This window comes from Cellulomonas sp. JZ18 (assembly GCF_009720485.1).
GTDB lineage: Bacteria > Actinomycetota > Actinomycetes > Actinomycetales > Cellulomonadaceae > Cellulomonas.
The window spans coordinates 901,790-924,600 of the sequence record NZ_CP045245.1; the positions used below are offsets into that span (position 1 = coordinate 901,790).

The 22,811-nt window shown below is 77.4% G+C and carries 19 protein-coding genes and 4 pseudogenes; 17 read left to right on the top strand and 6 right to left on the bottom strand.

The genetic code is table 11. From position 1 onward, the window contains the following. Positions 1–11 precede the first annotated feature (11 nt). Positions 12–680, top strand: a complete 669-nt coding sequence (locus GC089_RS04160; RefSeq protein ID WP_370514102.1) for a redox-sensing transcriptional repressor Rex — start codon at positions 12–14, stop codon at positions 678–680. Between the two features lie 136 nt (positions 681–816). On the opposite strand, the gene GC089_RS04165 is transcribed toward GC089_RS04160, so the two are convergent. Continuing rightward, positions 817–1,365: a YceI family protein gene (locus tag GC089_RS04165; protein WP_155376597.1), complete on the bottom strand. Its 549-nt coding sequence runs from the start codon at positions 1,363–1,365 to the stop codon at positions 817–819. Positions 1,366–1,455: 90 nt separating this feature from the next. Between GC089_RS04165 and GC089_RS04170 the strand changes: the two genes are divergently transcribed. The 6 genes and pseudogenes from GC089_RS04170 (at position 1,456) to ccsB (ending at position 7,271) form a co-directional block, all read left to right on the top strand. Further along, positions 1,456–2,010 (top strand): MarR family winged helix-turn-helix transcriptional regulator, encoded by a 555-nt coding sequence (locus GC089_RS04170; protein ID WP_155376598.1) that lies wholly within the window; start codon positions 1,456–1,458, stop codon positions 2,008–2,010. A 112-nt stretch (positions 2,011–2,122) separates the two neighbouring features. After that, positions 2,123–2,778, top strand: a pseudogene (locus GC089_RS04175) (histidine phosphatase family protein). A gap of 1 nt (position 2,779) precedes the next feature. Continuing rightward, positions 2,780–3,418, top strand: a complete 639-nt coding sequence (locus GC089_RS04180) for a TlpA disulfide reductase family protein (protein WP_230685054.1) — start codon at positions 2,780–2,782, stop codon at positions 3,416–3,418. Then, positions 3,415–4,362 carry a cytochrome c biogenesis CcdA family protein gene (locus tag GC089_RS04185; RefSeq protein ID WP_196250819.1) on the top strand — a complete coding sequence of 316 codons (948 nt, stop codon included), beginning with the start codon at positions 3,415–3,417 and terminating at the stop codon, positions 4,360–4,362. The genes GC089_RS04180 and GC089_RS04185 overlap by 4 nt, the downstream gene beginning before the upstream one ends. A gap of 190 nt (positions 4,363–4,552) precedes the next feature. Next, positions 4,553–5,935 (top strand): annotated as a pseudogene (locus GC089_RS04190) (cytochrome c biogenesis protein ResB); the annotation flags it as partial. 298 nt (positions 5,936–6,233) lie between these two features. Then, positions 6,234–7,271, top strand: a complete 1,038-nt coding sequence (ccsB, locus tag GC089_RS04195) for a c-type cytochrome biogenesis protein CcsB (protein WP_155378927.1) — start codon at positions 6,234–6,236, stop codon at positions 7,269–7,271. A gap of 143 nt (positions 7,272–7,414) precedes the next feature. Here ccsB and GC089_RS04200 read toward each other — a convergent pair whose 3' ends face one another. Continuing rightward, a complete protein-coding gene (locus GC089_RS04200) occupies positions 7,415–7,816 on the bottom strand; it encodes a PLDc N-terminal domain-containing protein (RefSeq protein WP_155376599.1) in 402 nt (133 codons plus the stop codon). Between the two features lie 88 nt (positions 7,817–7,904). Between GC089_RS04200 and GC089_RS04205 the strand changes: the two genes are divergently transcribed. Further along, positions 7,905–8,315 (top strand): DUF4229 domain-containing protein, encoded by a 411-nt coding sequence (locus GC089_RS04205; RefSeq protein WP_155376600.1) that lies wholly within the window; start codon positions 7,905–7,907, stop codon positions 8,313–8,315. A 51-nt stretch (positions 8,316–8,366) separates the two neighbouring features. Here the strand turns inward: GC089_RS04205 and GC089_RS04210 are convergent, their stop codons facing one another. Together GC089_RS04210 and menE are read right to left on the bottom strand one after the other, a co-directional pair. Continuing rightward, entirely contained in the window at positions 8,367–9,236 is an 870-nt protein-coding gene (locus GC089_RS04210; protein ID WP_155376601.1) for a 1,4-dihydroxy-2-naphthoate polyprenyltransferase, read from the bottom strand. Positions 9,237–9,307: 71 nt separating this feature from the next. Continuing rightward, positions 9,308–10,483, bottom strand: coding sequence for an o-succinylbenzoate--CoA ligase (gene menE, locus GC089_RS04215; protein ID WP_155376602.1), 1,176 nt, complete (start codon positions 10,481–10,483; stop codon positions 9,308–9,310). A gap of 175 nt (positions 10,484–10,658) precedes the next feature. On the opposite strand from menE, the gene GC089_RS04220 reads away from it, so the two are divergent. Together GC089_RS04220 and GC089_RS04225 are read left to right on the top strand one after the other, a co-directional pair. After that, a complete protein-coding gene (locus GC089_RS04220; protein WP_155376603.1) occupies positions 10,659–11,768 on the top strand; it encodes a DUF3048 domain-containing protein in 1,110 nt (369 codons plus the stop codon). Between the two features lie 161 nt (positions 11,769–11,929). After that, on the top strand, positions 11,930–12,139 hold the full coding sequence (locus tag GC089_RS04225; protein ID WP_155376604.1) for a hypothetical protein: 210 nt from the start codon (positions 11,930–11,932) through the stop codon (positions 12,137–12,139). Between the two features lie 19 nt (positions 12,140–12,158). Here the strand turns inward: GC089_RS04225 and GC089_RS04230 are convergent, their stop codons facing one another. Continuing rightward, on the bottom strand, positions 12,159–13,142 hold the full coding sequence (locus GC089_RS04230; protein ID WP_155376605.1) for a 1,4-dihydroxy-2-naphthoyl-CoA synthase: 984 nt from the start codon (positions 13,140–13,142) through the stop codon (positions 12,159–12,161). A gap of 67 nt (positions 13,143–13,209) precedes the next feature. Between GC089_RS04230 and GC089_RS04235 the strand changes: the two genes are divergently transcribed. From GC089_RS04235 to GC089_RS04245, 3 genes are all read left to right on the top strand, one after another. After that, positions 13,210–14,169: an o-succinylbenzoate synthase gene (locus GC089_RS04235; RefSeq protein WP_230685055.1), complete on the top strand. Its 960-nt coding sequence runs from the start codon at positions 13,210–13,212 to the stop codon at positions 14,167–14,169. 79 nt (positions 14,170–14,248) lie between these two features. Continuing rightward, positions 14,249–16,081: a 2-succinyl-5-enolpyruvyl-6-hydroxy-3-cyclohexene-1-carboxylic-acid synthase gene (menD, locus tag GC089_RS04240; protein WP_155376606.1), complete on the top strand. Its 1,833-nt coding sequence runs from the start codon at positions 14,249–14,251 to the stop codon at positions 16,079–16,081. A gap of 113 nt (positions 16,082–16,194) precedes the next feature. Further along, positions 16,195–17,826, top strand: coding sequence for a S1C family serine protease (locus GC089_RS04245; RefSeq protein WP_155376607.1), 1,632 nt, complete (start codon positions 16,195–16,197; stop codon positions 17,824–17,826). Positions 17,827–18,062: 236 nt separating this feature from the next. Here GC089_RS04245 and GC089_RS04250 read toward each other — a convergent pair. Beyond that, positions 18,063–19,408, bottom strand: a pseudogene (locus GC089_RS04250) (isochorismate synthase MenF). A gap of 126 nt (positions 19,409–19,534) precedes the next feature. On the opposite strand from GC089_RS04250, the pseudogene GC089_RS04255 reads away from it, so the two are divergent. The 4 genes and pseudogenes from GC089_RS04255 to GC089_RS04270 all read left to right on the top strand — a co-directional run bounded on the left by GC089_RS04255 (position 19,535) and on the right by GC089_RS04270 (position 22,810). Beyond that, positions 19,535–20,226, top strand: a pseudogene (locus GC089_RS04255) (demethylmenaquinone methyltransferase). A gap of 192 nt (positions 20,227–20,418) precedes the next feature. Then, the gene (locus GC089_RS04260; protein WP_155376608.1) at positions 20,419–21,720 is read left to right on the top strand and encodes a geranylgeranyl reductase family protein; all 1,302 of its coding nucleotides are present in this window, start codon (positions 20,419–20,421) and stop codon (positions 21,718–21,720) included. 103 nt (positions 21,721–21,823) lie between these two features. Then, positions 21,824–22,186 carry an NADH-quinone oxidoreductase subunit A gene (locus GC089_RS04265; RefSeq protein ID WP_155376609.1) on the top strand — a complete coding sequence of 121 codons (363 nt, stop codon included), beginning with the start codon at positions 21,824–21,826 and terminating at the stop codon, positions 22,184–22,186. Between the two features lie 72 nt (positions 22,187–22,258). After that, positions 22,259–22,810: an NADH-quinone oxidoreductase subunit B family protein gene (locus tag GC089_RS04270; protein ID WP_155376610.1), complete on the top strand. Its 552-nt coding sequence runs from the start codon at positions 22,259–22,261 to the stop codon at positions 22,808–22,810. Position 22,811 lies beyond the last annotated feature (1 nt).

Genomic DNA, 22,811 nt, shown 5'->3' on the forward strand with positions numbered 1-22,811 from the left:
TGGGGGTCGACGTGGACGGTCGGGCACGGTCGGGTCGGGGGGCGCAGGTGCCGCCCGCGACGGTGGCGCGCCTGCCCGGGTACCTGCGGGCGCTGGACGCCGTGGCGGGGGAGGGTGCTGTCCTCACGTCCTCGGACGAGCTGGCGGCGCGCGTCGGGGTGACGCCCGCGCAGCTGCGCAAGGACCTGTCGTTCCTCGGCTCCTACGGCGTGCGGGGCGTCGGCTACGACGTGGCGCACCTGCGCGAGCAGGTGCGGGTCGCCCTGGGCCTGGCCGACGAGCGGCGGGTCGTGCTGGTGGGCGTCGGCAACCTGGGGCACGCGCTCGCGAACTACGCGGGGTTCGCCCAGCGCGGGTTCAGCCTCGTCGCCCTCGTCGACGCGGACCCGCGGGTCGTCGGGACGTCGGTCGCCGGGCTCGTCGTGCAGCCGGCGGAGCGGCTCGAGGACGTGGTGGTCACGACCGGGGCGACGATCGCCGTGCTGACCACGCCCGCGTCGGTCGCGCAGGCGGTGTGCGACCGGCTCGTGGCAGCCGGCGTGGTGGGCGTGCTGACGTTCGCGCCGGCGGCGCTGCGCGTGCCCCCGCACGTCGACGTGCGGGCCGTGGACGTGGCGTCGGAGCTGCAGATCCTCGCGTTCCACGACGCGCGGCGGGCCGCGGCGGCGGGCGGGGCGTGAGCCGACGCGGGCCCTGCCGGGACGCGCCGTGCCGGGACGTGCGGTGCCTGGACCTGCGGTGCCGGGACGCGCTGTGCCAGGACGCGCCGCGGGGGCGCGACCGGTCCGGTCGCGCCCCCGCGGGGAGTGCTGGTGCTCAGGCCTGCTTGATGGCCGAGACGTCGAGGTCGATGCGGACCTTGTCCGCGACGAGCACGCCGCCGGCCTCGAGCGCGGCGTTCCACGTGAGGCCGAAGTCCTTGCGGGAGATCGTCACGGAGGCCTCGAAGCCCGCGCGCTGGTTGCCGAACGGGTCGACCGCCGTGCCGTTGAACGTCGTCTCGAGCTCGACCGGGCGCGTCACGCCGTGGATCGTGAGGTCGCCCGCGATGACGTAGTCGTCCCCCGCGGCGCGCACGGCCGTCGAGGTGAACGTCCACTCGGGGTAGGTCTCGACCTCGAAGAAGTCGGCGCTCTTGAGGTGGCCGTCACGGTTGGCGTCGCGCGTGTCCACCGAGGCGGGGTCGAGCGTGACGACGACGGACGACGACTCGAGGTCCTCGCCGACGGTGAGCGTGCCGGAGGTGATGCCGACGGTGCCGCGCACCTTGGAGATGCCGGCGTGGCGGACGGTGAAGGACGCCTCCGAGTGCGACGCGTCGACGGCCCAGGTGCCCGTGGTGAGGCCGGCGGGGAGAGCGGTCATGGTGACCTCCAGATTCGTTGAATCATCAAGTAGCAGGTTCGTTGAGATTTCTACTACACTCGGGTCATCGACGCAAGGGAGGAGGACGACGTGAGCACCACCACCTCCGAGGGGACCCCCGACGCCACGGCGCCGGCTGCCGACGAGGTCCGCTGGCTGACCGCCGAGCAGCAGCGGCACTGGCGGGCCTGGCGCGACGGCTCCGCGCTCCTGCTCGACGCGCTCGGCCGTGAGCTCGACGCCCAGAGCGGCCTGTCGCTCGCCGAGTACGAGATCCTCGTCCGCCTCTCCGAGGCCCCCGGCCGCACGCTGCGCATGTCGGAGCTCGCCGGGGACCTCGCCCACTCGCGCAGCCGCCTCACCCACACCGTCGCACGGCTCGAGCGCGCCGGCATCGTGCGCCGCGAGCCCGCCCCCGGGGACGCGCGCGGCGTCAACTGCGTCATGACCGACCACGGGTGGGACGTGCTCGTCGCCGCCGCCCCCGGGCACGTGCGCTCGGTGCGGGAGCACCTCGTCGACCGCCTCACCGACGCCCAGCTGGCCGCGCTCGGCGAGGCGATGCAGGTCGTCGTCGACCACCTGCGCTCCCCGGGCTGCACGCAGGCGCGGGCGGAGGCCGACGGCCCGGCGCCCGCCGCCTGACGGCCCCGTCCCCGCGCCCGTCCCCGAGCCCGTCCCCGCGCCCGTCCCCGACGTGGCGCAGCGCACGTCCGGCGGCACCGGTGCACCCGGGAGGATTTGCGACACTGAGGGCATGGTCGACACGACGGTGCACCTGCTCCGGCACGGCGAGGTCCACAACCCCGCCGGCGTGCTCTACGGGCGCCTGCCGGGCTACCGCCTCTCGGAGCGCGGCGTCGCGATGGCCGAGCTCGTGGCCCGCACGCTCGCGGGCGACGAGGGCGCGCCGCGTCGGGACGTCGTCTCCGTCGTCGCCTCGCCGCTCGAGCGGGCGCAGCAGACCGCCGCGCCGATCGCGGCCGCGTTCGGCCTCGAGACCGCCACCGACGAGCGGCTCATCGAGGCCGAGAACCACTTCCAGGGCCGCACGTTCGGCGTCGGGGACGGCTCGCTGCGCCACCCCGAGCACTGGCCGCACCTGCGCAACCCGTTCCGGCCCTCCTGGGGCGAGGCGTACACCGTCCAGGTCGCGCGCATGACCGCCGCCGTGCAGGCCGCGCGGGACGCCGCGCGGGGCACGAGGCCGTCCTGGTCAGCCACCAGTTGCCGATCTGGGTGACCCGCCTCGCGCTCGAGGGCCGCCGTCTCTGGCACGACCCCCGCCGCCGCCAGTGCGCCCTCGCGTCCCTGACCACGCTGCGCTTCTCCGGCGACCGCCTCGTCGGCATCGGCTACTCCGAGCCCGCCGCGTCGCTGCTGCCCGGTGCGTCGCAGGTCGCGGGGGCCTGAGGTGCGCCGCGCCGTCCTGCGCGCCGCCGCGACCGCCGCGGCGGGCCTCGTGCTGCTCGCCGGCTGCACGTCGGACGGCGGCTCGGACGCCCCCGAGGACGTCGTGGGGCAGGGGTACCAGTCCGGCGACGGCGCCACCACGACGTGGGCCGCGGGCGACCGGACCGAGCCGCTCGTGCTGGCCGGCACCGACTACGAGGGCACGGACCGGGACGTGACGCAGTGGCGCGGCGACGTCGTCGTGCTCAACACCTGGTACGCCGCCTGCCCGCCCTGCCGCGCGGAGGCGCCGGACCTCGTCGCCCTCGCGCAGGACTACGCGGACCGGGGCGTGCACGTCCTCGGCATCAACGTGCGCGACGCGGCGGGTGCGGCCCAGGCGTTCCAGCGCGAGTTCGCCGTGCCCTACCCGAGCATCGCGGACACCGACGGGTCCGCCGTCGCCGCGCTGCAGGGCGTCGTACCGGTCAGCGCCGTGCCCACGACCGTCGTGCTCGACCGCGAGGGACGCGTCGCCGCGCGCGTCCTCGGCCTCGTGGACGGCTCCACCCTGCGGGCGCTCGTCGACGAGCTGCTGGCCGAGGGTGACGCCGGGACGGCCGCGGCCGCGCCGACCGGGACGGGCACGGCCGCGCCGTGAGCGCCGACGTGGGGGCGGCGGTCGCGACCGGCTCGCTGCTGCTCGCGCTGCCCGTGGCCCTGGTCGCCGGGGTCGTGGCGTTCGCGTCCCCGTGCGTGCTGCCGCTCGTGCCGGGGTACCTGGGGCTGCTCGGCGGCCTCGCCGGCGGGGCGGACACGTCGACGGACCGCTCCCGCCGCGTGCTGGGCGCGGTCGACGCGACGGACGTCGTCGGCATCGGCCGGGGGACGGCCCGCCCCCCGGCCGTCACCGTCGCCACCGGGACCGACGGCGTCGGCGGCCGGGCGGCGGACGCGCGTCCCGTGCCGGCCGCGGCGACCGCGGTGCCGTCGGCCGACCCCGGGGACGAGCGCCTCGCGCGTCGCCGGGTGCTCGTCGGCGTCACGCTGTTCGTCGCCGGGTTCTCGCTCGTCTTCGTCGCGTTCGGCGCGCTCGCGGGCTCGCTCGGGTCGCTGCTGTGGCAGTGGCAGGACCCGGTCAGCCGGGTGCTCGGCGCGGTCACGGTCGTCATGGGGCTGGCGTTCCTCGGCCTCGTGCCGTTCGCGCAGGGGGAGCGCCGGCTGCAGCTCGCGCCGCGGGCCGGTCTGTGGGGCGCGCCGCTGCTCGGGGTCGCGTTCGGCATCGGCTGGACGCCCTGCATCGGACCGACCCTCGCCACCATCCTCACCCTGTCCCTGACCGGCGGGTCCGCCGGCCGCGGCGCGCTGCTCGCCGCCGTCTTCTGCATCGGGCTCGGCCTGCCGTTCGTGCTCGTCGCGCTCGGTCTGCAGCGCTCCGGGCGGCTGCTCGCGTGGCTGCGCCGGCACCGGCTCGCGGTGCGGCGCACCGGCGGCGGTGTGCTCGTCGTCCTCGGCCTCGCGCTCGTCACGGGCGTGTGGGGCACGTGGTCCGCCTGGCTCCAGGGTGCCCTGACGGGCGCCGACCCCTTCGTCCCGGTGCTGTGAGGCCGACGTGGTGACCTACCGCCCCGAGGGGCTCGACGACGCGTTCACGCCGACCGACGGCGACGTCACGGGTGCCGCCCCGGCGCGCCCGGGCGCCCCCGACCCCGGCCTGCCGGCGCTCGGCCTGCGCGGCTGGCTGCGCTGGGCGTGGCGGCAGCTGACCAGCATGCGGGTCGCGCTGCTGCTGCTCATGCTCCTCGCGGTCGCCGCCGTGCCCGGCACGCTGTTCCCGCAGCGCCCGCAGGACCCCGCCGCGGTGGTCGCGTACCTCGACGAGCACGCGACCGCCGGTCCGCGGCTCGACCGCCTCGGCTTCTTCGACGTCTACGCGTCGGTGTGGTTCAGCGCGATCTACCTGCTGCTGTTCGTCTCGCTGGTGGGCTGCATCCTGCCGCGCACGCGCGTGCACCTCGCCGCGCTGCGCGGCCGGCCGCCGCGCACGCCCCGCCGGCTGACGCGGTTCCCCGCCCGCGGCGCGGGCGCGTCCGCGCAGGAGCCGCGCGCCGTCGTCGAGCGTGCCGCGGCGGTGCTGCGGCGCGGGCCGTCGTGGCTGCCGTTCGTCCCCGGGTACCGGGTCGACGTGCACGACGAGGGCGGCGGCACGTGGTCCGTGTCGGCCGAGCGCGGCTACCTGCGCGAGACGGGCAACCTCGTCTTCCACCTCGCGCTCGTCGGGCTGCTGGTGAGCGTCGCGACCGGCCAGATGCTGCACTACCGCGGCCAGGCGATCGTCGTGCAGGGCACGGGCTTCGCGAACGTGCAGGCGGCGTACGACACGTTCGAGCGCGGCACCGCCTTCGACCCGGCGGACCTCGAGCCGTTCACGCTGCGCCTGGACGAGTTCGAGTCCCGGTTCGACGAGGAGACGCTGCAGTCGCGCGACTTCACCGCCCACGTCACCGTGACGGAGCCGGGCGGCGAGCCGCAGGAGCGGACCATCAAGGTCAACCACCCGCTGACGGCGGGCGGGGCCAAGGTGTACCTGCAGGGCAACGGCTACGCGCCGCGCGTCACGGTGCGCGACGGCGCCGGCGAGGTGGCGTTCGCAGGTCCGGTGCCGTTCCTGCCCGAGGACGAGGTGTACACCTCCCGCGGCGTCATCAAGGTGCCGGACGTGTCCGGCGGGCAGGACCAGGTCGGCCTCGTCGGCTACCTGCTGCCGACCGCGGAGGAGTGGGTGCCCGGGTGGTGGCGCTCGTCCGACCCCCAGCCGACGGACCCGATGCTCGTGCTGTCGGTCTGGCGCGGGAACCTGGGGCTCGACACGGGCGTGCCGCAGAACGTGTACCGGCTCGACGAGTCCCGCATGGAGAAGGTCACGGACGACGCCGGGGACGACGTCACGCTCTACGTGCGCCCGGGCGAGACGGTCGAGCTGCCCGACGGGCTCGGCTCGCTGACGTTCGAGGAGCTGCCGCGCTTCGTCGCGCTCGACCTGCGCCACGACCCCGCCCTGCTCGCCGTGCTCGTGTTCGCGCTGCTCGCGTTCGCGGGCCTCGCGGCCTCCCTCTTCGCGCCGCGGCGCCGCCTGTGGCTGCGGGCGTCCCCGACGGGCCCGGCCACGGAGGGCGGCAGCGCCCCCGCCGGTACAGTGGTCGACGCCGCGGGGCTCGCGCGGGGGACGACGTCGGGCTGCAGCCCGAGCTCGACCGCGTGCTCGCCGAGGTGCTGGGCCGCGACCCGGACGGCGTGCAGCCGGACGGGCGCGGGCACGAGCGACCCGGCCACGACGGACCCGGCCAGGACGGGACCAGCCACGACGGAACCGGCCATGACCGGACGGGCCGGGACCGGTCCGAGGGCGACCGACCCGACCGCGACCACGCGACGCCCACCGCGGCGTCCGGACCCGGAGGCGAGTGATGGACCAGGTGACCCTGGCGCAGGTGAGCGACCTGCTGGTGTGGGGGGCGACGACCGCGTTCACGATCGCGCTCGTCGCATGGACGATCGAGATGTCGCGCGTCGCCGAGCAGGCGCAGCGCGTCCGCGCGCCGCGCGAGCGCGAGCTCGTCGCCGCAGGCGGTGCACCCGCACCGGCCGTCCCGGTGGCGCCGGCCGCCGACGGCCCCGCGGCCGACGTCGCGGCGCGGCGCACCCGGGCCGAGGGTGTCGCCCGCAGCACCACGCTCCTCGGCCTCGTGCTCCTGCTCGCGGGCGTCGTCACGCGCGGCCTGGCCGCGGGCCGCTGGCCGACTGCCAACATGTACGAGTTCGCGGTCGTCGGGGTGCTCGTCGCCGTGGCCGTGCTCGCCGTGGTGCAGCGTCGGCGGACCATCGCGTTCCTCGCGGTCCTCGTCATGGGCATCGCGGTGCTCGGGCTCGCGCTGGCGCTCCTCGTCTTCCACGTGCAGGCGGACGAGGTCCAGCCCGCGCTCGACAGCTACTGGCTCGTCCTGCACGTCGGCGTCGCGATCATCGCGACCGGCGTCTTCACCGTGGCCTTCGCGACCTCGGTGCTGCAGGTGCTCCGCGACGGCCGCGCGACCGGGCGCTCCCACCTGGCGCGGCCGTGGCGCTCGGCGGACGGCCTGCGCCGCTGGCTGGCGCCCCTGCGGGTCACGGGGCCGCGCTTCGCGTGGCTCGAGCAGGTGCCCGACGCACGGCGCCTCGAGGCGCTGTCCTTCCGCCTCAACGCCGTCGCGTTCGTGCTGTGGACGTTCACGCTCATCGGCGGGGCGATCTGGGCCGAGCACGCGTGGGGCCGGTACTGGGGCTGGGACCCCAAGGAGGTCGGCACGTTCGTCGCGTGGGTCGTGTACGCCGCGTACCTGCACGCCCGCACGACGCGCGGGTGGAGCGGGCGGCGCGCCGCCTACTTCGTCTACGCGGGGTACGCGGTCGTGATCGCGAACTTCACGGTCATCAACCTGTTCGTCGACGGCAAGCACTCGTACTCCGGGCTCTGACGCCCCCGCGCGACCCCGGACGCGTCCCACGCGCAGCACGACGGCCGCCGCCCCTCCCCGGGTCGGCGGCCGTCGTCGTGCGGGGGGACGTCCACGTCCACGGGCGCCGGGTGGGTGCGGGGCCGTGCCGCCGTCCCGGGCGCTCAGGTCGTGGAGGGGTCCCCGTCGGGCGCGCCGTCCCCGGCGCCGTCGGTGCTCGCCTCGTCGGTGCCGGTGCCGGTGCCGGTGCCGGTGCCGGTGCCCGGCTGGTCGCGGGTCTCGCGCTCACGCCGCCGCCGCTCCTGGTCCAGGCGGCGCAGGAACTCGGGGTCGTCGTCGGGTGCCACGGGCCGCGCGGGGCGACGGCGGGGACCGGCGCCCGACCCGCCGGCCGTGCCGCGCAGGACCAGCCACACGACCGGCCCGACGACCGGCAGCAGGACGACCACGGCGAGCCACAGGGCGACCGGCAGCCCGCGCCGGGCGCGCCCGTCGCTGCGCACGACGTCGATCAGGCAGTAGACCGTCAGACCGACGACGAGCAGGAGGACCAGGTACCGGGGCACCCGTCCAGGGTAGACGCGCGCGCCCGGGGCGGCGTCGGCCACCGGCCGGCCGGACGGACCCCGCCCCGGGGCGACCTACCCTGGGGGTGTGCCGGTCCTCGTCTACTCCGTCCTGCGCGTCGCCCTCTTCGCGGTCGTCACGGCCCTGCTCTGGTGGCTGGGGATGCGCTCGTGGCTCGCGCCCCTGCTCGCCGCGTTCCTCGCCTGGGGGCTGTCCTACGTGCTGCTCGCCGGACCCCGGGACGCGGCGGCGCGCCACCTCGCCCACCGCGCGCAGGAGCGCCGTGCGGGTCGCGCAGGGGGACGGGCCGGGGACGACGCGGCGGCCGAGGACGCCGCCGACGACGCCCTCCGGGGCGGCGCGGCGCCGTCCGCGGGTGCGGGCGCGGGCACGGGGGCGGGCGCGGCGGGTGCAGCGGCGGGGCCCTCCGGCTCCGCCGGCCCGGTCGCCGCCGACGTCGAGGACCCGGACGGCGCGACCCGGCGCGACCCGGCCTGAGAGCGGCCGCGGCGCCCGCCCCGCCACGTCGGTCGGCAGCGTCCCGGGACGTCAGGCGGCCAGGCCGAGCCCCAGCAGGACCCCGAGGGCGAGCTCGAGCGCGCCCGTGCCGCCGAGCACCGGGACGAGCGCGATCCCGCGCGCACCGAGCAGCACCACGGCGGCGAGCACGGTGGCGGGGGCCAGCAGCACCAGGACCAGCAGCGACCACGGCGCGGCGAACGCGCACGTGGCGGCGAGCAGCACCGGCAGCACGACGAGGACGGCGTACACGCGCCGCGCCCGGTGCTCGCCGAGGCGCACCGCGAGGGTGCGCTTGCCCACCAGCGCGTCCGTCGGCACGTCCCGCAGGTTGTTCGCCATGAGCAGCGCGCACGCCACCAGCCCCACGGCGACGGCGCCGACCACGGCCGGCCACGAGACCCGTCCCGCCTGCGTGTAGGTCGTGCCGAGCACCGCGACGAGGCCGAAGAACACGAAGACGCCGACCTCGCCGAGACCGCGGTACCCGTAGGGCCGCCGGCCGCCCGTGTACGTCCATGCCGCGACGACGGCGAGCGCGCCGACCGCGAGCAGCCACCACGCGCCCGAGAGCGCGACGAGCCACGCACCGAGCAGCGCGGCGACACCGAACGCGACGAACGCGGCCGCGCGCACCTGGCCGGGCCGTGCGGCGCCCGACGCGGTGAGGCGGCGCGGCCCGACGCGGTCGACGTCGGTGCCGCGCACGCCGTCGGAGTAGTCGTTCGCGTAGTTCACGCCGACCTGCAGGGCGAGCGCGACGCCCGCCGCGAGCAGCGCGCGGCCCGGGTGCGCCTCGCCGAGCTGGGCGGCGGCACCCGTGCCGACGAGGACGGGGGCCACCGCGGCCGGCAGCGTGCGGGGACGCGCACCGGCGAGCCAGTCGGACGTGGAGGCCACTCGTGCTCCTGAGGGGTCGGGGAGGGCGCGCGGCCCGGGGCGGACGGGGAGGGACCTGCGGGCGGCCGCGGTCACGGCGTGGCGGGGCCCGGCGGGTGGTGGTTCATGCGCTCGGTGGCGGTGCGCGCCACGGCGCGCCGGTCCGGCTTGCCGGGCCCGCGCAGCGGCAGGGCGTCCACCACGAGCACCTGGCGGGGTGCGCTCGCGGGCCCGAGCACCGCGGCGACCGACGAGCGCAGCTCGACGAGCGACGGCTGCGCGCCGCCCTCGGTGACGACGACGGCGACCACCGACTGCCCCCAGTGCTGGTCGGGGACGCCCACGACGCACACCTCCCGCACGAGCGGGTGCGCCGCGACGACCTCCTCCACGGCGAGGGGGTCCACCTTGACGCCTCCCGTCACGAGGACGTCGTCGAGGCGCCCGAGCACGTGCAGCAGCCCGTCGTCGAGCCGGCCCCGGTCGGCGGTGCGCAGCCAGCGCCGGCCGCGCACGTCGACGAACGTCGTCGCGTCGAGGTCGGGCCGTCCCAGGTAGCCGGCCGCCAGGACGGGGCCGGCGAGCCAGACGCGCTGCTCCGCGTCGACCGCCACGTCGACGCCGTCGAGCGGCTGCCCGTCGTAGACGCAGCCGCCGCACGACTCCGTCATGCCGTACGTCGTGACGACGCGGACGCCGGCCTCCCGGGCGCGCGCCAGCAGGGTCGGCGAGGCGGCGGCACCGCCCACCAGCACCGCGTCGAGCGAGCGGGCCGCGGCGACGGCGTCGGCGTCGTCGAGCACGCGCACGAGCTGGGTCGGCACGAGCGACGTGTAGTACGGCCCGTCGCCGGTGCGCAGCGCCCGCACGGCGTCGGTGAAGCCCGCGGGCCGGAACGGGCCGGGGGCGAGCGTCGTGAGGTCGCGGCCGGCGAGCAGGGCGCGCACGACGACCTGCAGTCCGGCGACGTGGTGCACCGGCAGCGCGAGGAGCCACGAGCCGTGCCCGCCGAGGCGCCGCGCCGTGGCCTCCGCGGACGCGCGCAGGGCGTCCGCGGTGAGCATGACGTCGCGCGGCCGCCCGGTGGAGCCCGACGTGCGGACGACGACGGCCACGTCGGCCGGCACGCGTGCGCCGGCGCCCGGGGGTGCCCCGGGCCCGTCCGCGTCGAGCGCGCGGACCGCCGGCCCGTCGCCCGCGAGGGCTGCGGGCAGGGACGCCAGGAGGGACCCCGCCTGCGCGGGGACGTCACGCAGCGCCCGGTCCACGCGCCCAGCCTAGGCCCGGGGTGGCGTCGGCCGACCTGCGGGCGCCGCGCCGTAGAGTGTCGCGCGGTCCCGGGGCGCCCCGGCGCCGGTGCGCGCCGCGTGCCGGCACCGCGACGGGCGCCCGCGGGGGACGCGGGACGCAGCGGCCACGGGCCGCCCGAGGAGTGGAGCACGCATGGCACGCACGACCGCGACGGCAGGGCACCCGCGCGAGGCCCGCGCACGGGCGGGCGCGGCCCGGTCCCGCGTCGCCGCCCTCGTCGCGGTGGCCGCGTCGCTCGCCGTGGCGGCCTGCGGCGCACCGGCGACGAGCGAGCAGCCCCCGCCCGTGACGCAGCGTCCGACGATCGCACCCGCCAAGGCGCCGGCCCCCGCGCCCGAGGTCCCGCCGACGTGGCCGCTGACCGGTGTCGCCGGCACGCCCGACCCGCGCCCCGCCCTGGCCGTGAAGATCGAGAACACCGCCGTCGCGCGCCCGCAGTCGGGTCTGGAGCAGGCGGACGTCGTCTGGGAGACGATCGTCGAGTTCGAGGTCTCGCGGCTCATCGCGGTGTTCCACTCGCAGGTGCCGGAGGAGGTCGGACCGATCCGCTCCGTGCGGCCGATGGACCCGGTCGTGCTCGCGCCGACCGGGGGCATGCTCGTCTTCTCGGGCGGGCAGCCCGGCATCCTCGACCTGGTCGCGCGCTCCGGCCTGCAGACCGTCTCGCACGACGCCGGGGCGCCGGGCCTGTACCGCGTGCGCGGACGGTCGGCGCCGCACAACGTCTACGGCAGCCCGGCGACCTGGTGGGGCATCGCGGAGGCGGGCCGCACCGCACCGGCCGAGCAGTTCGCGTTCGCCCGCCGGCCCGAGCACGCGACGGCCGTCGTCGCCGGCACACCCGCCTCGACGCTCGCGTTCCGCCTGTCCGGCCAGTCCCGTCCGTCCTGGACGTGGGACGGCGGCACCGGCACGTGGCTGCGCTCCGAGGGGGGCGCGCCCGCGACCGCGGCGACGGGTGCACGCCTGTCGGCCGTGAACGTCGTCTCCGTCACCGCACCGCACCCGAACACGTCCTTCGGCGCCCAGGGAGGGGCGGCGGTCCCGACCTACGACCTCGTCGGCGAGGGCGACGGGGTCCTGGCGACCGGCGGCCGAACCGTGCCGGTGCGCTGGCGCAAGGACGCCGAGGACCAGCCGCTGCGCCTCTTCCTCGCCGACGGCACGCCGGCCCGGCTCGCCCCGGGCAGCACGTGGGTCGAGCTCGTGCCCGCCGGCTCCGGCTCGCTCACGGTCTCCTGACCCTGCCCGCACCCGGGTGGCGGCAGACCGCGGGCTGACGTCCCCGTGCGGGCGTCCGCCCTGCGGTGGACGTCCGCCCGCCCGCAGACGCACGCCGTGCCGCCCGGGTCCGGTCCCGCGGGCCGACGCCGCGGACGGGGGCCGCGGCGGACGCTGGTGCCATGACCACGACCGTCCCGCACCGCACCCCGTCCGCACCCCGCGCCCTGCCGCCGGCCCGCCGCGAGCCGCTCGGCGTGCACGAGGACCGCTCGCTGCGCTCGGCCGTCGCCGTCGTCGCCGCGGGCCTCGTGCTCGTCGCGCTCCTCGTGGGCGGCGGCGCGCTCGTGGCGACCGCCGTCGACCTGGCGTCCTGGCTCTCGGCCGGCTGACGGCGGCGGCCCCCGCCGCTCAGTACGCGTAGGGGAAGCCGGACCAGTCGGGCTCGCGCCGCTGCAGGAACGCGTCGCGGCCCTCGACCGCCTCGTCCGTCATGTAGGCCAGCCGGGTCGCCTCGCCCGCGAACACCTGCTGCCCGGCGAGCCCGTCGTCCGCCAGGTTGAACGCGAACTTGAGCATGCGGATCGCCTGCGGCGACTTCGTCGCGATGACGCGGGCGTACTCCAGCCCCGCCTCCTCGATCTCGTCGTGCGGCACGACGTCGTTCACGGCGCCCCACGCGTACGCCTGCTCCGCCGAGTACTCGCGGGCCAGGAAGAAGATCTCCCGCGCCCGCTTCTGGCCGACCTGCCGGGCGAGGAGGGCCGAGCCGTACCCGCCGTCGAACGAGCCGACGTTCGCGTCGGTCTGCATGAACCGCGCGTGCTCGCGGCTGGCGATCGTCAGGTCCGCGACCACGTGCAGCGAGTGCCCGCCGCCGGCGGCCCAGCCGTTGACGAGCGCGACGACGACCTTCGGCATGGTGCGGATGAGCCGCTGCACCTCGAGGACGTGCAGGCGCCCGGCGCGGGCCGGGTCGATGGCCTCCGCGGTCTCGCCCTGCGCGTACCGGTAGCCGTCGCGGCCGCGGATGCGCTGGTCGCCGCCGGAGCAGAACGACCAGACCCCGTCCTTGGGGCTCGGCCCGTTGCCGGTGAGCAGGACCGTCCCGACGTCGGAGGTGGTCCGCGCGTGGTCCAGCACGGCGTACAGCTCGTCGACGGTGTGGGGCCGGAACGCGTTGCGCACCTCGGGCCGGGCGAACGCGACCCGCACGACCGGCAGGTCCCGCGCCCGCGCGCCTGCGGCGGCCTCGTCCTGCGTGGGACGCGCGTGCCCCCGGTGGTAGGTGATGTCGGTGAGGTGCTCGAACCCCTCCACCGTGCGCCAGCGCGCGGGGTCGAAGGTGTCGGAGACGCGTGCCGGCAGAGGTGCCGGTCCGGCCGGTGCGGTCACGCGGCCACCCTAGCCGCGGCCCGCCGCACGTCCGGCACCGCGCCCGGGGCCCACCTAGCCTGGGCGGGTGCTGACCGGTGCCGACGACGTCCGCGTGTGGTCCGTCCCCCTGCGCACACGCTTCCGCGGCCTCGTCCGCCGCGACGGCGTGCTGCTGCGCGGTGCGGCGGGCTGGGCGGAGTTCAGCCCCTTCTGGGACTACGACGACGCCGCGGCCGTGCGCTGGTGGCGGGCGGCGCGCGAGGCGGCGGACGAGGGGTGGCCGGCGCCGCTGCGCACGCACGTGCCCGTCAACGTGACGGTGCCCGCGGTCGGCCCGGAGCAGGCCCACCGCATCGTCACGGGCTCGCGCGGCTGCCGGACGGCCAAGGTGAAGGTGGCCGAGCCCGGGCAGGACCCGCGCGAGGACGAGGCGCGCCTGGAGGCCGTGCGGGACGCGCTCGGCCCCGACGGCGCCGTCCGCGTCGACGCGAACACCGCGTGGGACGTCGACACCGCGGTGACGCGCCTCGCCGCGCTGGACCGCGCCGCCGGCGGCCTGGAGTACGCGGAGCAGCCCGTGCCGGGGGTCGAGGACCTCGCGGCGCTGCGCCGGCGCACGCACGTGCCGCTCGCCGCCGACGAGGCCGTGCGCCGCTCGGACGACCCGCTGGCGGTCGCACGGCGGGCCGCGGCGGACGTCGTCGTGCTCAAGGTCCAGCCGCTCGGCGGCGTGCGCGCGTGCCTGCGCCTGGCCGAGGAGCTCGGGCTGCCGGTCGTCGTGTCGTCCGCGCTCGAGTCGTCGGTCGGCCTGGCCGCGGGGCTGGCGCTGGCCGCGGCGCTCCCGGAGCTGCCGTACGCGTGCGGGCTCGCGACGGCGCAGCTGCTCGCCGCCGACCTCGTCGACGACCCGCTGCTGCCCCGCGACGGCGCCATCGAGGTCCGCCGGCCGGAGCCCGCGCCGCACCTCGTCGCCGCCGCCGCCGCCGACCCCGGGCTCGCGGCCCGCTGGGAGGGGCGGCTGACGACCGTCCGGGCTCGGGCATGATGACGGCCGTGACGCCCGGCCCCGACGACGACGCCCGCACCGCCCCCGACCCGGGGCCCCGGCCGTCGTCGCGGCGCGCGTGCTCGTGCAGGCGCTCGCGGCGCTCGGGGTGCGCGACGTGGTCCTGGCGCCCGGCTCGCGCAGCGCCCCGCTGGCGTACGCGCTCGCGGACGCCGCCCGGCCCGAGGCGGAGCGGCCCCGCGGTGCGCCGGCGCTGCGGCTGCACGTGCGCGTCGACGAGCGCTCCGCCGGGTTCCTCGCGCTCGGCCTGGCGAAGGCCTCCGCGCACCCGCCGGCCGCGGGGGAGCCGGCGCCGGTCGCGGCCCGGCCGGTCGCCGTCGTGACCACGTCGGGCACCGCCGTCGCGAACCTGCACCCCGCGGTGCTCGAGGCCCACCACGCGGGCCTGCCCCTCGTGCTCCTCACGGCCGACCGCCCCCACGAGCTGCGCGGCACGGGGGCCAACCAGACCACCGAGCAGGCACGCGTGTTCGGCGAGGCCGTCCGCCTCGCGGTCGACGTCCCCGCGCCGACGGGACGGCCGGGGGAGGACCGCGACCTGCGGCGCGTGGTCTCGCGCGCGCTCGCGGCCGCGACGGGTGCGCGGTCGGGTGACCCCGGTCCCGTGCACCTGGACCTGGCGTACCGCGACCCGCTCGTGCCGGACGGCGCCCCGTGGCCGGCCCCCTCCGACGCCGGGCTGTCCCACGTCGCGCCGCGTCACGTGCCCGCCGAGCCGGTGGAGCCGCTCACCGGCGAGGTCCCGCTCGTCACGACGGCGGCCGCGGAGCCGGCGGGGGACGCCGTCCGGCCCACCCGCCGGTCGCGCGGGCCCGTGCCGACGGTCGTCGTCGCGGGCGACGGTGCGGGACCGGCCGCGCGCCGGCTCGCCGAGGCGAACGGCTGGCCCCTGCTCGCCGAGCCGTCCTCCGGGGCGCGCCAGGGGCCGACGGCCATCGCCGCGTACCGGCTGCTGCTGGGCGAGGAGCGGCTCGGCGGGCGGGTGGGGCGCGTGGTCGTCCTCGGCCGGCCGACCCTCTCGCGGCCGGTGCACCGGCTGCTGGCACGCGCCGACGTCGAGGTCGTCGTGGTCGCGCCGCGCGGCACCGAGTGGCCCGACGCGGACCGCAACGCCGCCCAGGTCCTGCTCGAGGTCCCGCCGCGGATGCGGCAGGGGCGGGCGGGTGCGCCCGCGGGGTGGCTCGACGCATGGAGGGCCGCGGACGCGGCGGCGGGAGCGGCGGTCGACGCCCTGCTGGACGTCCCGCAGGACGCCCCCCGGTCGCGCTCGGGGACCCGGGTGACGGGTCCCGCGCTCGCGCGCGCGGTCGCCGCCGCGAGCCTGCCGGCCGACGTGCTCGTGGTGGGCGCGTCCAACCCGGTGCGCGACCTCGACCTGGTCGCCCGCTGGGACGTGGCCCCGCTCGTGCTGGCCAACCGCGGCCTGGCGGGCATCGACGGGACGGTCTCGACGGCGACAGGGGTCGCGCTCGCGCTGCCGCGCCGACGCGTGCGCGCCTACCTGGGCGACCTCACGTTCCTGCACGACGTGGGCGGTCTGCTGCGCGGCCCGCTCGAGCACGCGGTCGACCTGCAGCTCGTCGTGGGCAACGACGACGGCGGGTCGGTGTTCGCGACGCTCGAGCACGGTGCCGCCGAGCACGCCGACGTCTTCGAGCGCGTGTTCGGCACGCCCCACGGGGTGGACCTGGCGGCGCTGTGCGCGGCGTACGGCGTGCGGCACACCCGCGTCGTCGACGCCGAGGGGCTGCTGCCCGCGCTGGCCGCGCCCGGGACCGGTGTGAGCGTCGTCGAGGTCCGCGTCGACCGGGCGCAGCGCCGCGCGCTGGGCGAGCGCGTCGCCGCCGACGTCACCGCCGCCGTGCGCGCCGCCCTCGACGCCCGCACCTGACGCACCGGGCGCGTGGCGTCCTGCGTCCCGTGGACGTCCAGGGACTTCCCAGCCGCTCGGGAGGCCCGTCCCAGCGCCAGGGGTTGGAATGGAGGCCGACAAGGAGGCAGCCCATGACCACCAGCCCGGAGCAGCCGCGACCCGGCGGCGCCCACCCGCAGGACCACCCCACCCAGCCGCTCGCCCCGACGGGCGCCACGCAGCCGCTGCCCGCGCAGGCCCCCGCGGCCCCGGGCGCGCCGGCGGCCGCCGACCCCGCGCAGCCGCACGCCGCGCAGCCGCACGCCGCGCAGCCGCACGCCGCGCAGCCGCAGGGCCCCCAGCGCCTCTCGCCCGCCCAGGAGTGGGCGCGCTGGGACGCCGCCCAGCGCGAGCGCCGCGCCGCGCAGCAGCAGGCGGCCGCACCGTCGACGGCGGGTCCGCACGCGGGTGCCGGGGGCGGCGGCGCCGGTACCGGTGTCCCGGGGGACCCGTGGGCCGCCTCGCCGTCGGGCCCGAGCGCGTCCGAGCGCCGCCGTCGCCGTCCCTGGGTGTGGGCGACCGCGGGCGTCGTCGCCGGTGTGCTGGTCGGTGGCGGGGTCGTCGCCGGTGTCGCGCTGGACGACGGCGGACCCGCGGCGCGCAACGAGCGCAGCGCGTCCCTGGCCGACATCGGGCGCACGACGACGGACGAGGTGCCGGTCGCCGGCTCCTCGGCGGACGACCCGGACTGGCAGGCCGTCGCGGCGGCCGTGCGCGCCTCCGTCGTGGCGATCGACGTGCGGACCGACTCCAGCGGGTCGCAGGGCTCCGGGGTGATCGTCGACGACGACGCGCACGTGGTGACGAACAACCACGTCGTCTCCGCCGCGGCCCAGGGCGGGGCCGTCACGGTGACGCTCACCGACGGCCGGATCTTCGAGGCGACCGTCGTCGGCACGGACGTGGCCACGGACCTCGCGGTCCTGCGCATCGAGGACGCGCCCGGCGACCTGCAGGCGGCCGCGCTGGGCGACTCCGACGAGGTGGTGGTCGGCGAGCCCGTCATGGCCGTCGGCAACCCGCTCGGCCTGGCCAACACGGTCACCACCGGCATCGTCTCGGCGCTCGACCGACCGGTCTCCACGCAGGAGGACGCGCGCAGCGAGGCCGCGGTGACCAACGCCATCCAGATCGACGCGGCGGTCAACCCCGGCAACTCCGGCGGCCCGCTGTTCGACGCGCAGGGGCGGGTCATCGGCATCACGTCCTCGATCGCGACGCTGTCGCAGCAGTCGGGCTCGATCGGCCTCGGCTTCGCGATCCCCGTCAACCTGACGAAGAACATCGCGTCGCAGCTGATCGAGGACGGTCAGGCGGAGCACGCGTTCCTGGGCGTGACGATGAGCGACGGCACCGCGACGGCGGACGGCGTGACGCGCCGCGGCGCCGTCGTCCAGACCGTGCAGGAGGGGTCGCCCGCCGCGGCCGGCGGTCTGCAGCCGGAGGACGTCATCGTGGCCATCGGCGACGACCCGGTCGGCGGGGCGGAGTCGCTGACGGCGTTCGTGCGGTCGCTGTCGTCCGGTGACGACGTGACGCTCACGGTCGTGCGCGGCGGCGAGACCCGCGAGGTCGACGTGACGCTCTCGACCCGGCCCGACACGCTGACGACGGACCCCGAGCAGCAGGACGGGCAGCCCGACCCGGGCCAGGGCGGCGGCTTCCCGGGCGACCTGACGCCCGAGCAGCTGTGGGAGTGGTTCCAGCAGCAGCAGGGCCGCTGACCGACCCGGCAGGGGCGGCCGGCCGCGCACCCGCGGCCCGCCGCCCCTGCCCGTCGCCGCCCCTGCCCGTCGCCGCCCCCTTCGGACGGCGAGGGCCCGTCGTGGGACTCCACGGCGGGCCCTCGTGCGTCCGGCGTGCGCACCCGGCCCTCCGCCACCCCCGCCCACCCCCTCCGTCGAGCGGGCGCGCTCGCGGGAACACCGCCGCGCTCGTGGGCCGGGGCCGTCTGGGCGGGTCAGTCGGCGCCGAGCGCGAACCGCATCGGCTCGAGCTTGGCGCGCGACTCGGCGAGCTCCGCGGCGGGGTCCGACGCCGCCACGACGCCGCACCCGGCGAACAGCCGCAGGCGGCGGGGGTCGTCGGCGTCGACCTGCGCCGAGCGCAGCGCGATGCCCCACTCGCCGTCACCGTCCGCGCCGAGCCACCCCACGGGGCCCGCGTAGCGCCCGCGGTCCATGCCCTCGACGCGCGCGATGAGCCGGCGGGCCGCCTCCGTGGGCGTGCCGCAGACCGCCGCCGTGGGGTGCAGGGCGGCCGCGAGGGCGAGCGAGGTGGGGTGCTCGCCGGACGCGGGCGGGGCCAGCACGCCCGTGACGTCGGACGCGAGGTGCAGCACGTTCGGCAGGGGCAGGACGAACGGCACGTCCGGCACGTTCGCGGACGAGCAGAACGGCGCGAGGGCCCGGGCCACCGAGGACACGGCGTACTCGTGCTCCTCGAGGTCCTTCGACGAGTGCGCGAGGATCGCGGCGCGCGCCATGTCGGCGTCGTCGTCCCCCGTGCGCCGGATCGTGCCGGCCAGCACGCGCGACGTCACGAGCCCGCGCTCGGAGCGCACGAGCAGCTCCGGTGTCGCGCCGACGAGGCCGTCGACGCTGAACGTCCAGCACGAGCGGTACCGGTCGGCCAGGCGCTGCAGGACCCACCGCACGTCGAGCGGGCGGGAGGTGCGCGCCTCGACGTCGCGCGCGAGCACGACCTTCTCGACGTCGCCGGCGCGGATCGCCGCGACGCCGCGGGCGACGACGTCCGTCCAGTCCTCGGCGGCGACGGCCCCGTCGCTGTACGTCACCTCGCCCGGCGCCCGCGGCGCGGTCCGCACCGGCACGACGTCGGCGAGGCGCGGCGCCGGGCCCAGGCGTGCCGCGTCCGTGAGCGTGGTGAGCCAGGTGCGGCCGTCGCGCCGCCCGACGACCACCCGCGGGACGACGAGGACGCCGCCGGCGGCGGAGTCGTCGTCGAACGCGAAGGACGCGAACGCGACGGGGCCCGTGCCGGGCAGGCGGACCTCGTCGCGCACGATCGCGTGCGCGACGACCTCGCGCCACGCGCGCTCCGCCGCGGCGAACCGGTCGGCGCCGTGCACCTCGACCCGGGCGGCCTCGCCCCAGGCGACGAGCCCGTCACCACGCCGCACCCAGGCGAGGGGGCCTCGGCGGGCAGCAGGTCGAGCAGGTCGGCGGGGTCGGGCGCACCGCCGGCGCGCGTCGGCAGGTCGTCGAGCGCGACCGTGCGGACCACCAGCGGGCGGGGAGGCGCTCCTGCGCGGGGACGCCGGTCGCGGTGCTCATCGCCTGCCAGGGTAGGTCCTCGCGGTGGTCCCGACGGTGGCCGGAAGGCCCACCTGGACGCACGTCACACCGGCGGCCGTCCCGGGCGCCGACGCGTCGCCTGGCCGCGCGGGCGCGACCTGCCACGATGGGGGCCATGCCCCGCGCCACCCTCGACAAGGACCCCCGCGACGTCGCCGCGATGTTCGACGCCGTCGCGCACCGGTACGACGTGACGAACGACGTCATCTCGCTCGGGCAGGACCGCGCGTGGCGCCGCGCGACGCTCACCGCGCTCGGGGCGCGTCCCGGCGAGACGGTGCTGGACCTCGCGGCGGGCACGGGCACGTCGAGCGAGCCGCTCGCCGACGCGGGCGTGCACGTCGTGCCGTGCGACCTGTCGACCGGGATGCTCGGCGTCGGCAAGCGCCGCCGGCCCGACCTGCCGTTCGTCGCGGGGGACGCGCTGCACCTGCCGTTCGCGGACGCGTCGTTCGACGCCGTCACCATCTCGTTCGGGCTGCGCAACGTGCCGGACCCGGACGCGGCGCTCGAGGAGATGCTGCGCGTGACCCGCCCGGGGGCAGGCTCGTCGTCTGCGAGTTCTCGCGCCCCACGTTCGCGCCGTTCCGCGCGGTCTACACGAACTACCTCATGCGGGCGCTGCCGCCCGTGGCGCGGGCCGTGTCCCAGGAGCCCGAGGCGTACGTCTACCTCGCCGAGTCGATCCGCGAGTGGCCGGACCAGCGCGCCCTGGGGCTGCTGCTCAAGCGTGCCGGCTGGGTCGACGTGGCCTACCGGAACCTGAGCGGGGGCATCGTCGCGCTGCACCGCGGCCGCCGTCCCTGACCCGTCCGCCGGGCCCGGCGGTGGGGGCGCGCACACGTCCCCGCCCACCGCAGCACACGCGTCCGCGCAGGTCACGGGACCCACGTCCCGATCCGTCGACGAGGTTAGCCCTACCTTCGAAGACAGGCCGGGGGACGCTGGCTACACTCGCAGCGTCGCACGTGAACGACGTCACAAAGTGGGGTGGACGTGGTGGACGCAGCGCACGATGACGCCGATGTCATCGTCGTCGGCGCAGGCCCGGCAGGGGCCTCCGCGGCGTACCACTGCGCCGCCGCGGGCCTCGACGTGCTGCTCCTGGAGAAGGCGTCCTTCCCCCGCGACAAGGTCTGCGGCGACGGCCTGACGCCGCGCGCGGTGGCCGAGCTCGTCCGGATGGGCGTGCCGCTGCGCGAGCAGGACGGCTGGATCCGCAACCGGGGCCTGCGCGTCGTCGGCGGCGGGCACCGCCTCGAGCTGCCCTGGCCCGAGCTGTCGTCGTACCCGTCGTACGGCCTGGCCCGCGCCCGCACGACATTCGACCAGACGCTGGCCGAGCACGCGCGCGCCGCGGGCGCGAAGCTGCTCGAGAGCACGTCCGTGACGCGGCCGATCCGCGACGAGCGCACCGGCCGCGTGGTGGGCGTGCGGGCGCGCGCCGTGGACCGCGACGGGCGCCGCACCGTCGACGCCGGTGCGGAGACCACGTACCGGGCGCCGGTCGTCGTGGCCGCCGACGGCGTCTCGGCCCGGCTCGCGACCGCGGTCGGGCGGGTCAAGCGCGACGACCGGCCGATGGGCGTGGCCGTGCGCACCTACTTCCGCACCCCGCGGCACGACGACCCGTGGATGGAGTCGCACCTCGAGCTGTGGGACGGCGCGCCGGGCCGCTCGAACCTCATGCCGGGCTACGGGTGGATCTTCTCGCTGGGGGACGGGACGGCGAACGTGGGCCTCGGCTCCGTCAGCTCGACCGCCGCGGCGACGAAGGTCGACTACAAGGACCTGTTCGCCCGCTGGATGGCGAACGCGCCCGCCGAGTGGGAGTTCACGCCCGACAACCAGGTCGGCCCGGTGCGCGGGGCGGCGCTGCCGATGGGCTTCAACCGCGGGCCGCTGTACGCCGACGGGCTCCTGCTGGCCGGCGACTCCGCGGGCATGGTCAGCCCGTTCAACGGCGAGGGCATCGCGTACGGCCTGCAGGCGGGGCGCGTCGCGGCCGACGCGATCGCGCAGGGCCTCGCCCGCGGCTCCGCCGCCGGCCGCGAGCGTGCGCTCGCCTCCTACCAGGCGCGCATGAAGGACGACCTCGGCGGGTACTACACGCTGGGCCGGGTCTTCGTCCGCCTGATCGAGCACCCGCAGGTGATGCGGCTGTGCACCCGGTACGGGCTGCCGCGGCCGCTGCTCATGCGGTTCGTGCTCAAGCTCCTGTCCGACTGCTACGAGCCGCGGGGCGGGGACGCGGTCGACCGCGTCATCGCCGCGCTGGCGAGGATCGCCCCCGACGCCTGACGGCGACGACCCGCACGGCCCCGCTCGACACGCACCACCCCGCTCGACCCGCACGCAAGCCCCCGGCCCCGGGCCGGACCTCGACGCCGAGGAGGACCGCACGATGACGAACCCGTACGTGCCGCTGCTGGTGATGATGGGCATCGCCGCGGTCCTGGCGCTCGGCGGCGTCGGCGCGAGCGCGGTCCTCGGACCTCGGCGGTACAACCGCGCGAAGCTCGAGGCGTACGAGTGCGGCATCGAGCCCACGCCGCACGCGGTCGGGGGCGGCCGCTTCCCCATCAAGTACTACCTCGTGGCCATGACGTTCATCGTCTTCGACATCGAGGTGGTCTTCCTCTACCCGTGGGCGGTCGCCTTCGAGGAGCTGGCGACGTTCGGGCTCGTCGCGATGCTCGCGTTCCTGGCCCTCATCACGGTGCCGTTCGTCTACGAGTGGAAGCGCGGCGGGTTCGAGTGGGACTGACACGGACGCCGGCCCCGGGCCGCCGGCAGACCGCACGACCGCACGCACGCACGAGCCGCAGGAGGGGCTGACATGGGCATCGAGGAGGCACCCTCGGGCTTCCTGCTGACGACGGTCGAGGACCTCGTCGGCTACTTCCGCAAGGGCTCGCTGTGGCCGGTGACGTTCGGGCTGGCGTGCTGCGCGATCGAGATGATGGCGACGGGTGCGAGCCGGTACGACATCTCCCGCTTCGGCATGGAGGTGTTCCGCGCGTCGCCGCGCCAGGCCGACCTCATGATCGTCGCGGGTCGGGTGAGCCAGAAGATGGCGCCCGTCGTCCGGCAGGTCTACGACCAGATGGCCGAGCCCAAGTGGGTCCTGTCGATGGGCGTCTGCGCGTCCAGCGGCGGCATGTTCAACAACTACGCGATCGTGCAGGGCGTCGACCACATCGTCCCGGTGGACATCTACCTGCCCGGCTGCCCGCCGCGGCCGGAGATGCTCACGCACGCGATCCTGGCGCTGCACGACCAGATCCAGAACGCGCCCCTGGGCGTGAACCGCAAGGAGGCCGCGGCCGCCGCCGAGGCCGCCGCGCTCGAGGCCACGCCGACGTCCCACATGACGGGCCTGCTCCGGTGAC

What these genes read in the sequence shown, in the direction of transcription:
- GC089_RS04165 (WP_155376597.1), bottom strand. Translation starts at nt 1,365, where the DNA reads ATGACCGCTCTCCCCGCCGGCCTCACCACGGGCACCTGGGCCGTCGAC.
- GC089_RS04220 (WP_155376603.1), top strand. Translation starts at nt 10,659, where the DNA reads ATGGCACGCACGACCGCGACGGCAGGGCACCCGCGCGAGGCCCGCGCA.
- GC089_RS04225 (WP_155376604.1), top strand. Translation starts at nt 11,930, where the DNA reads ATGACCACGACCGTCCCGCACCGCACCCCGTCCGCACCCCGCGCCCTG.
- GC089_RS04245 (WP_155376607.1), top strand. Translation starts at nt 16,195, where the DNA reads ATGACCACCAGCCCGGAGCAGCCGCGACCCGGCGGCGCCCACCCGCAG.
- GC089_RS04265 (WP_155376609.1), top strand. Translation starts at nt 21,824, where the DNA reads ATGACGAACCCGTACGTGCCGCTGCTGGTGATGATGGGCATCGCCGCG.
- GC089_RS04270 (WP_155376610.1), top strand. Translation starts at nt 22,259, where the DNA reads ATGGGCATCGAGGAGGCACCCTCGGGCTTCCTGCTGACGACGGTCGAG.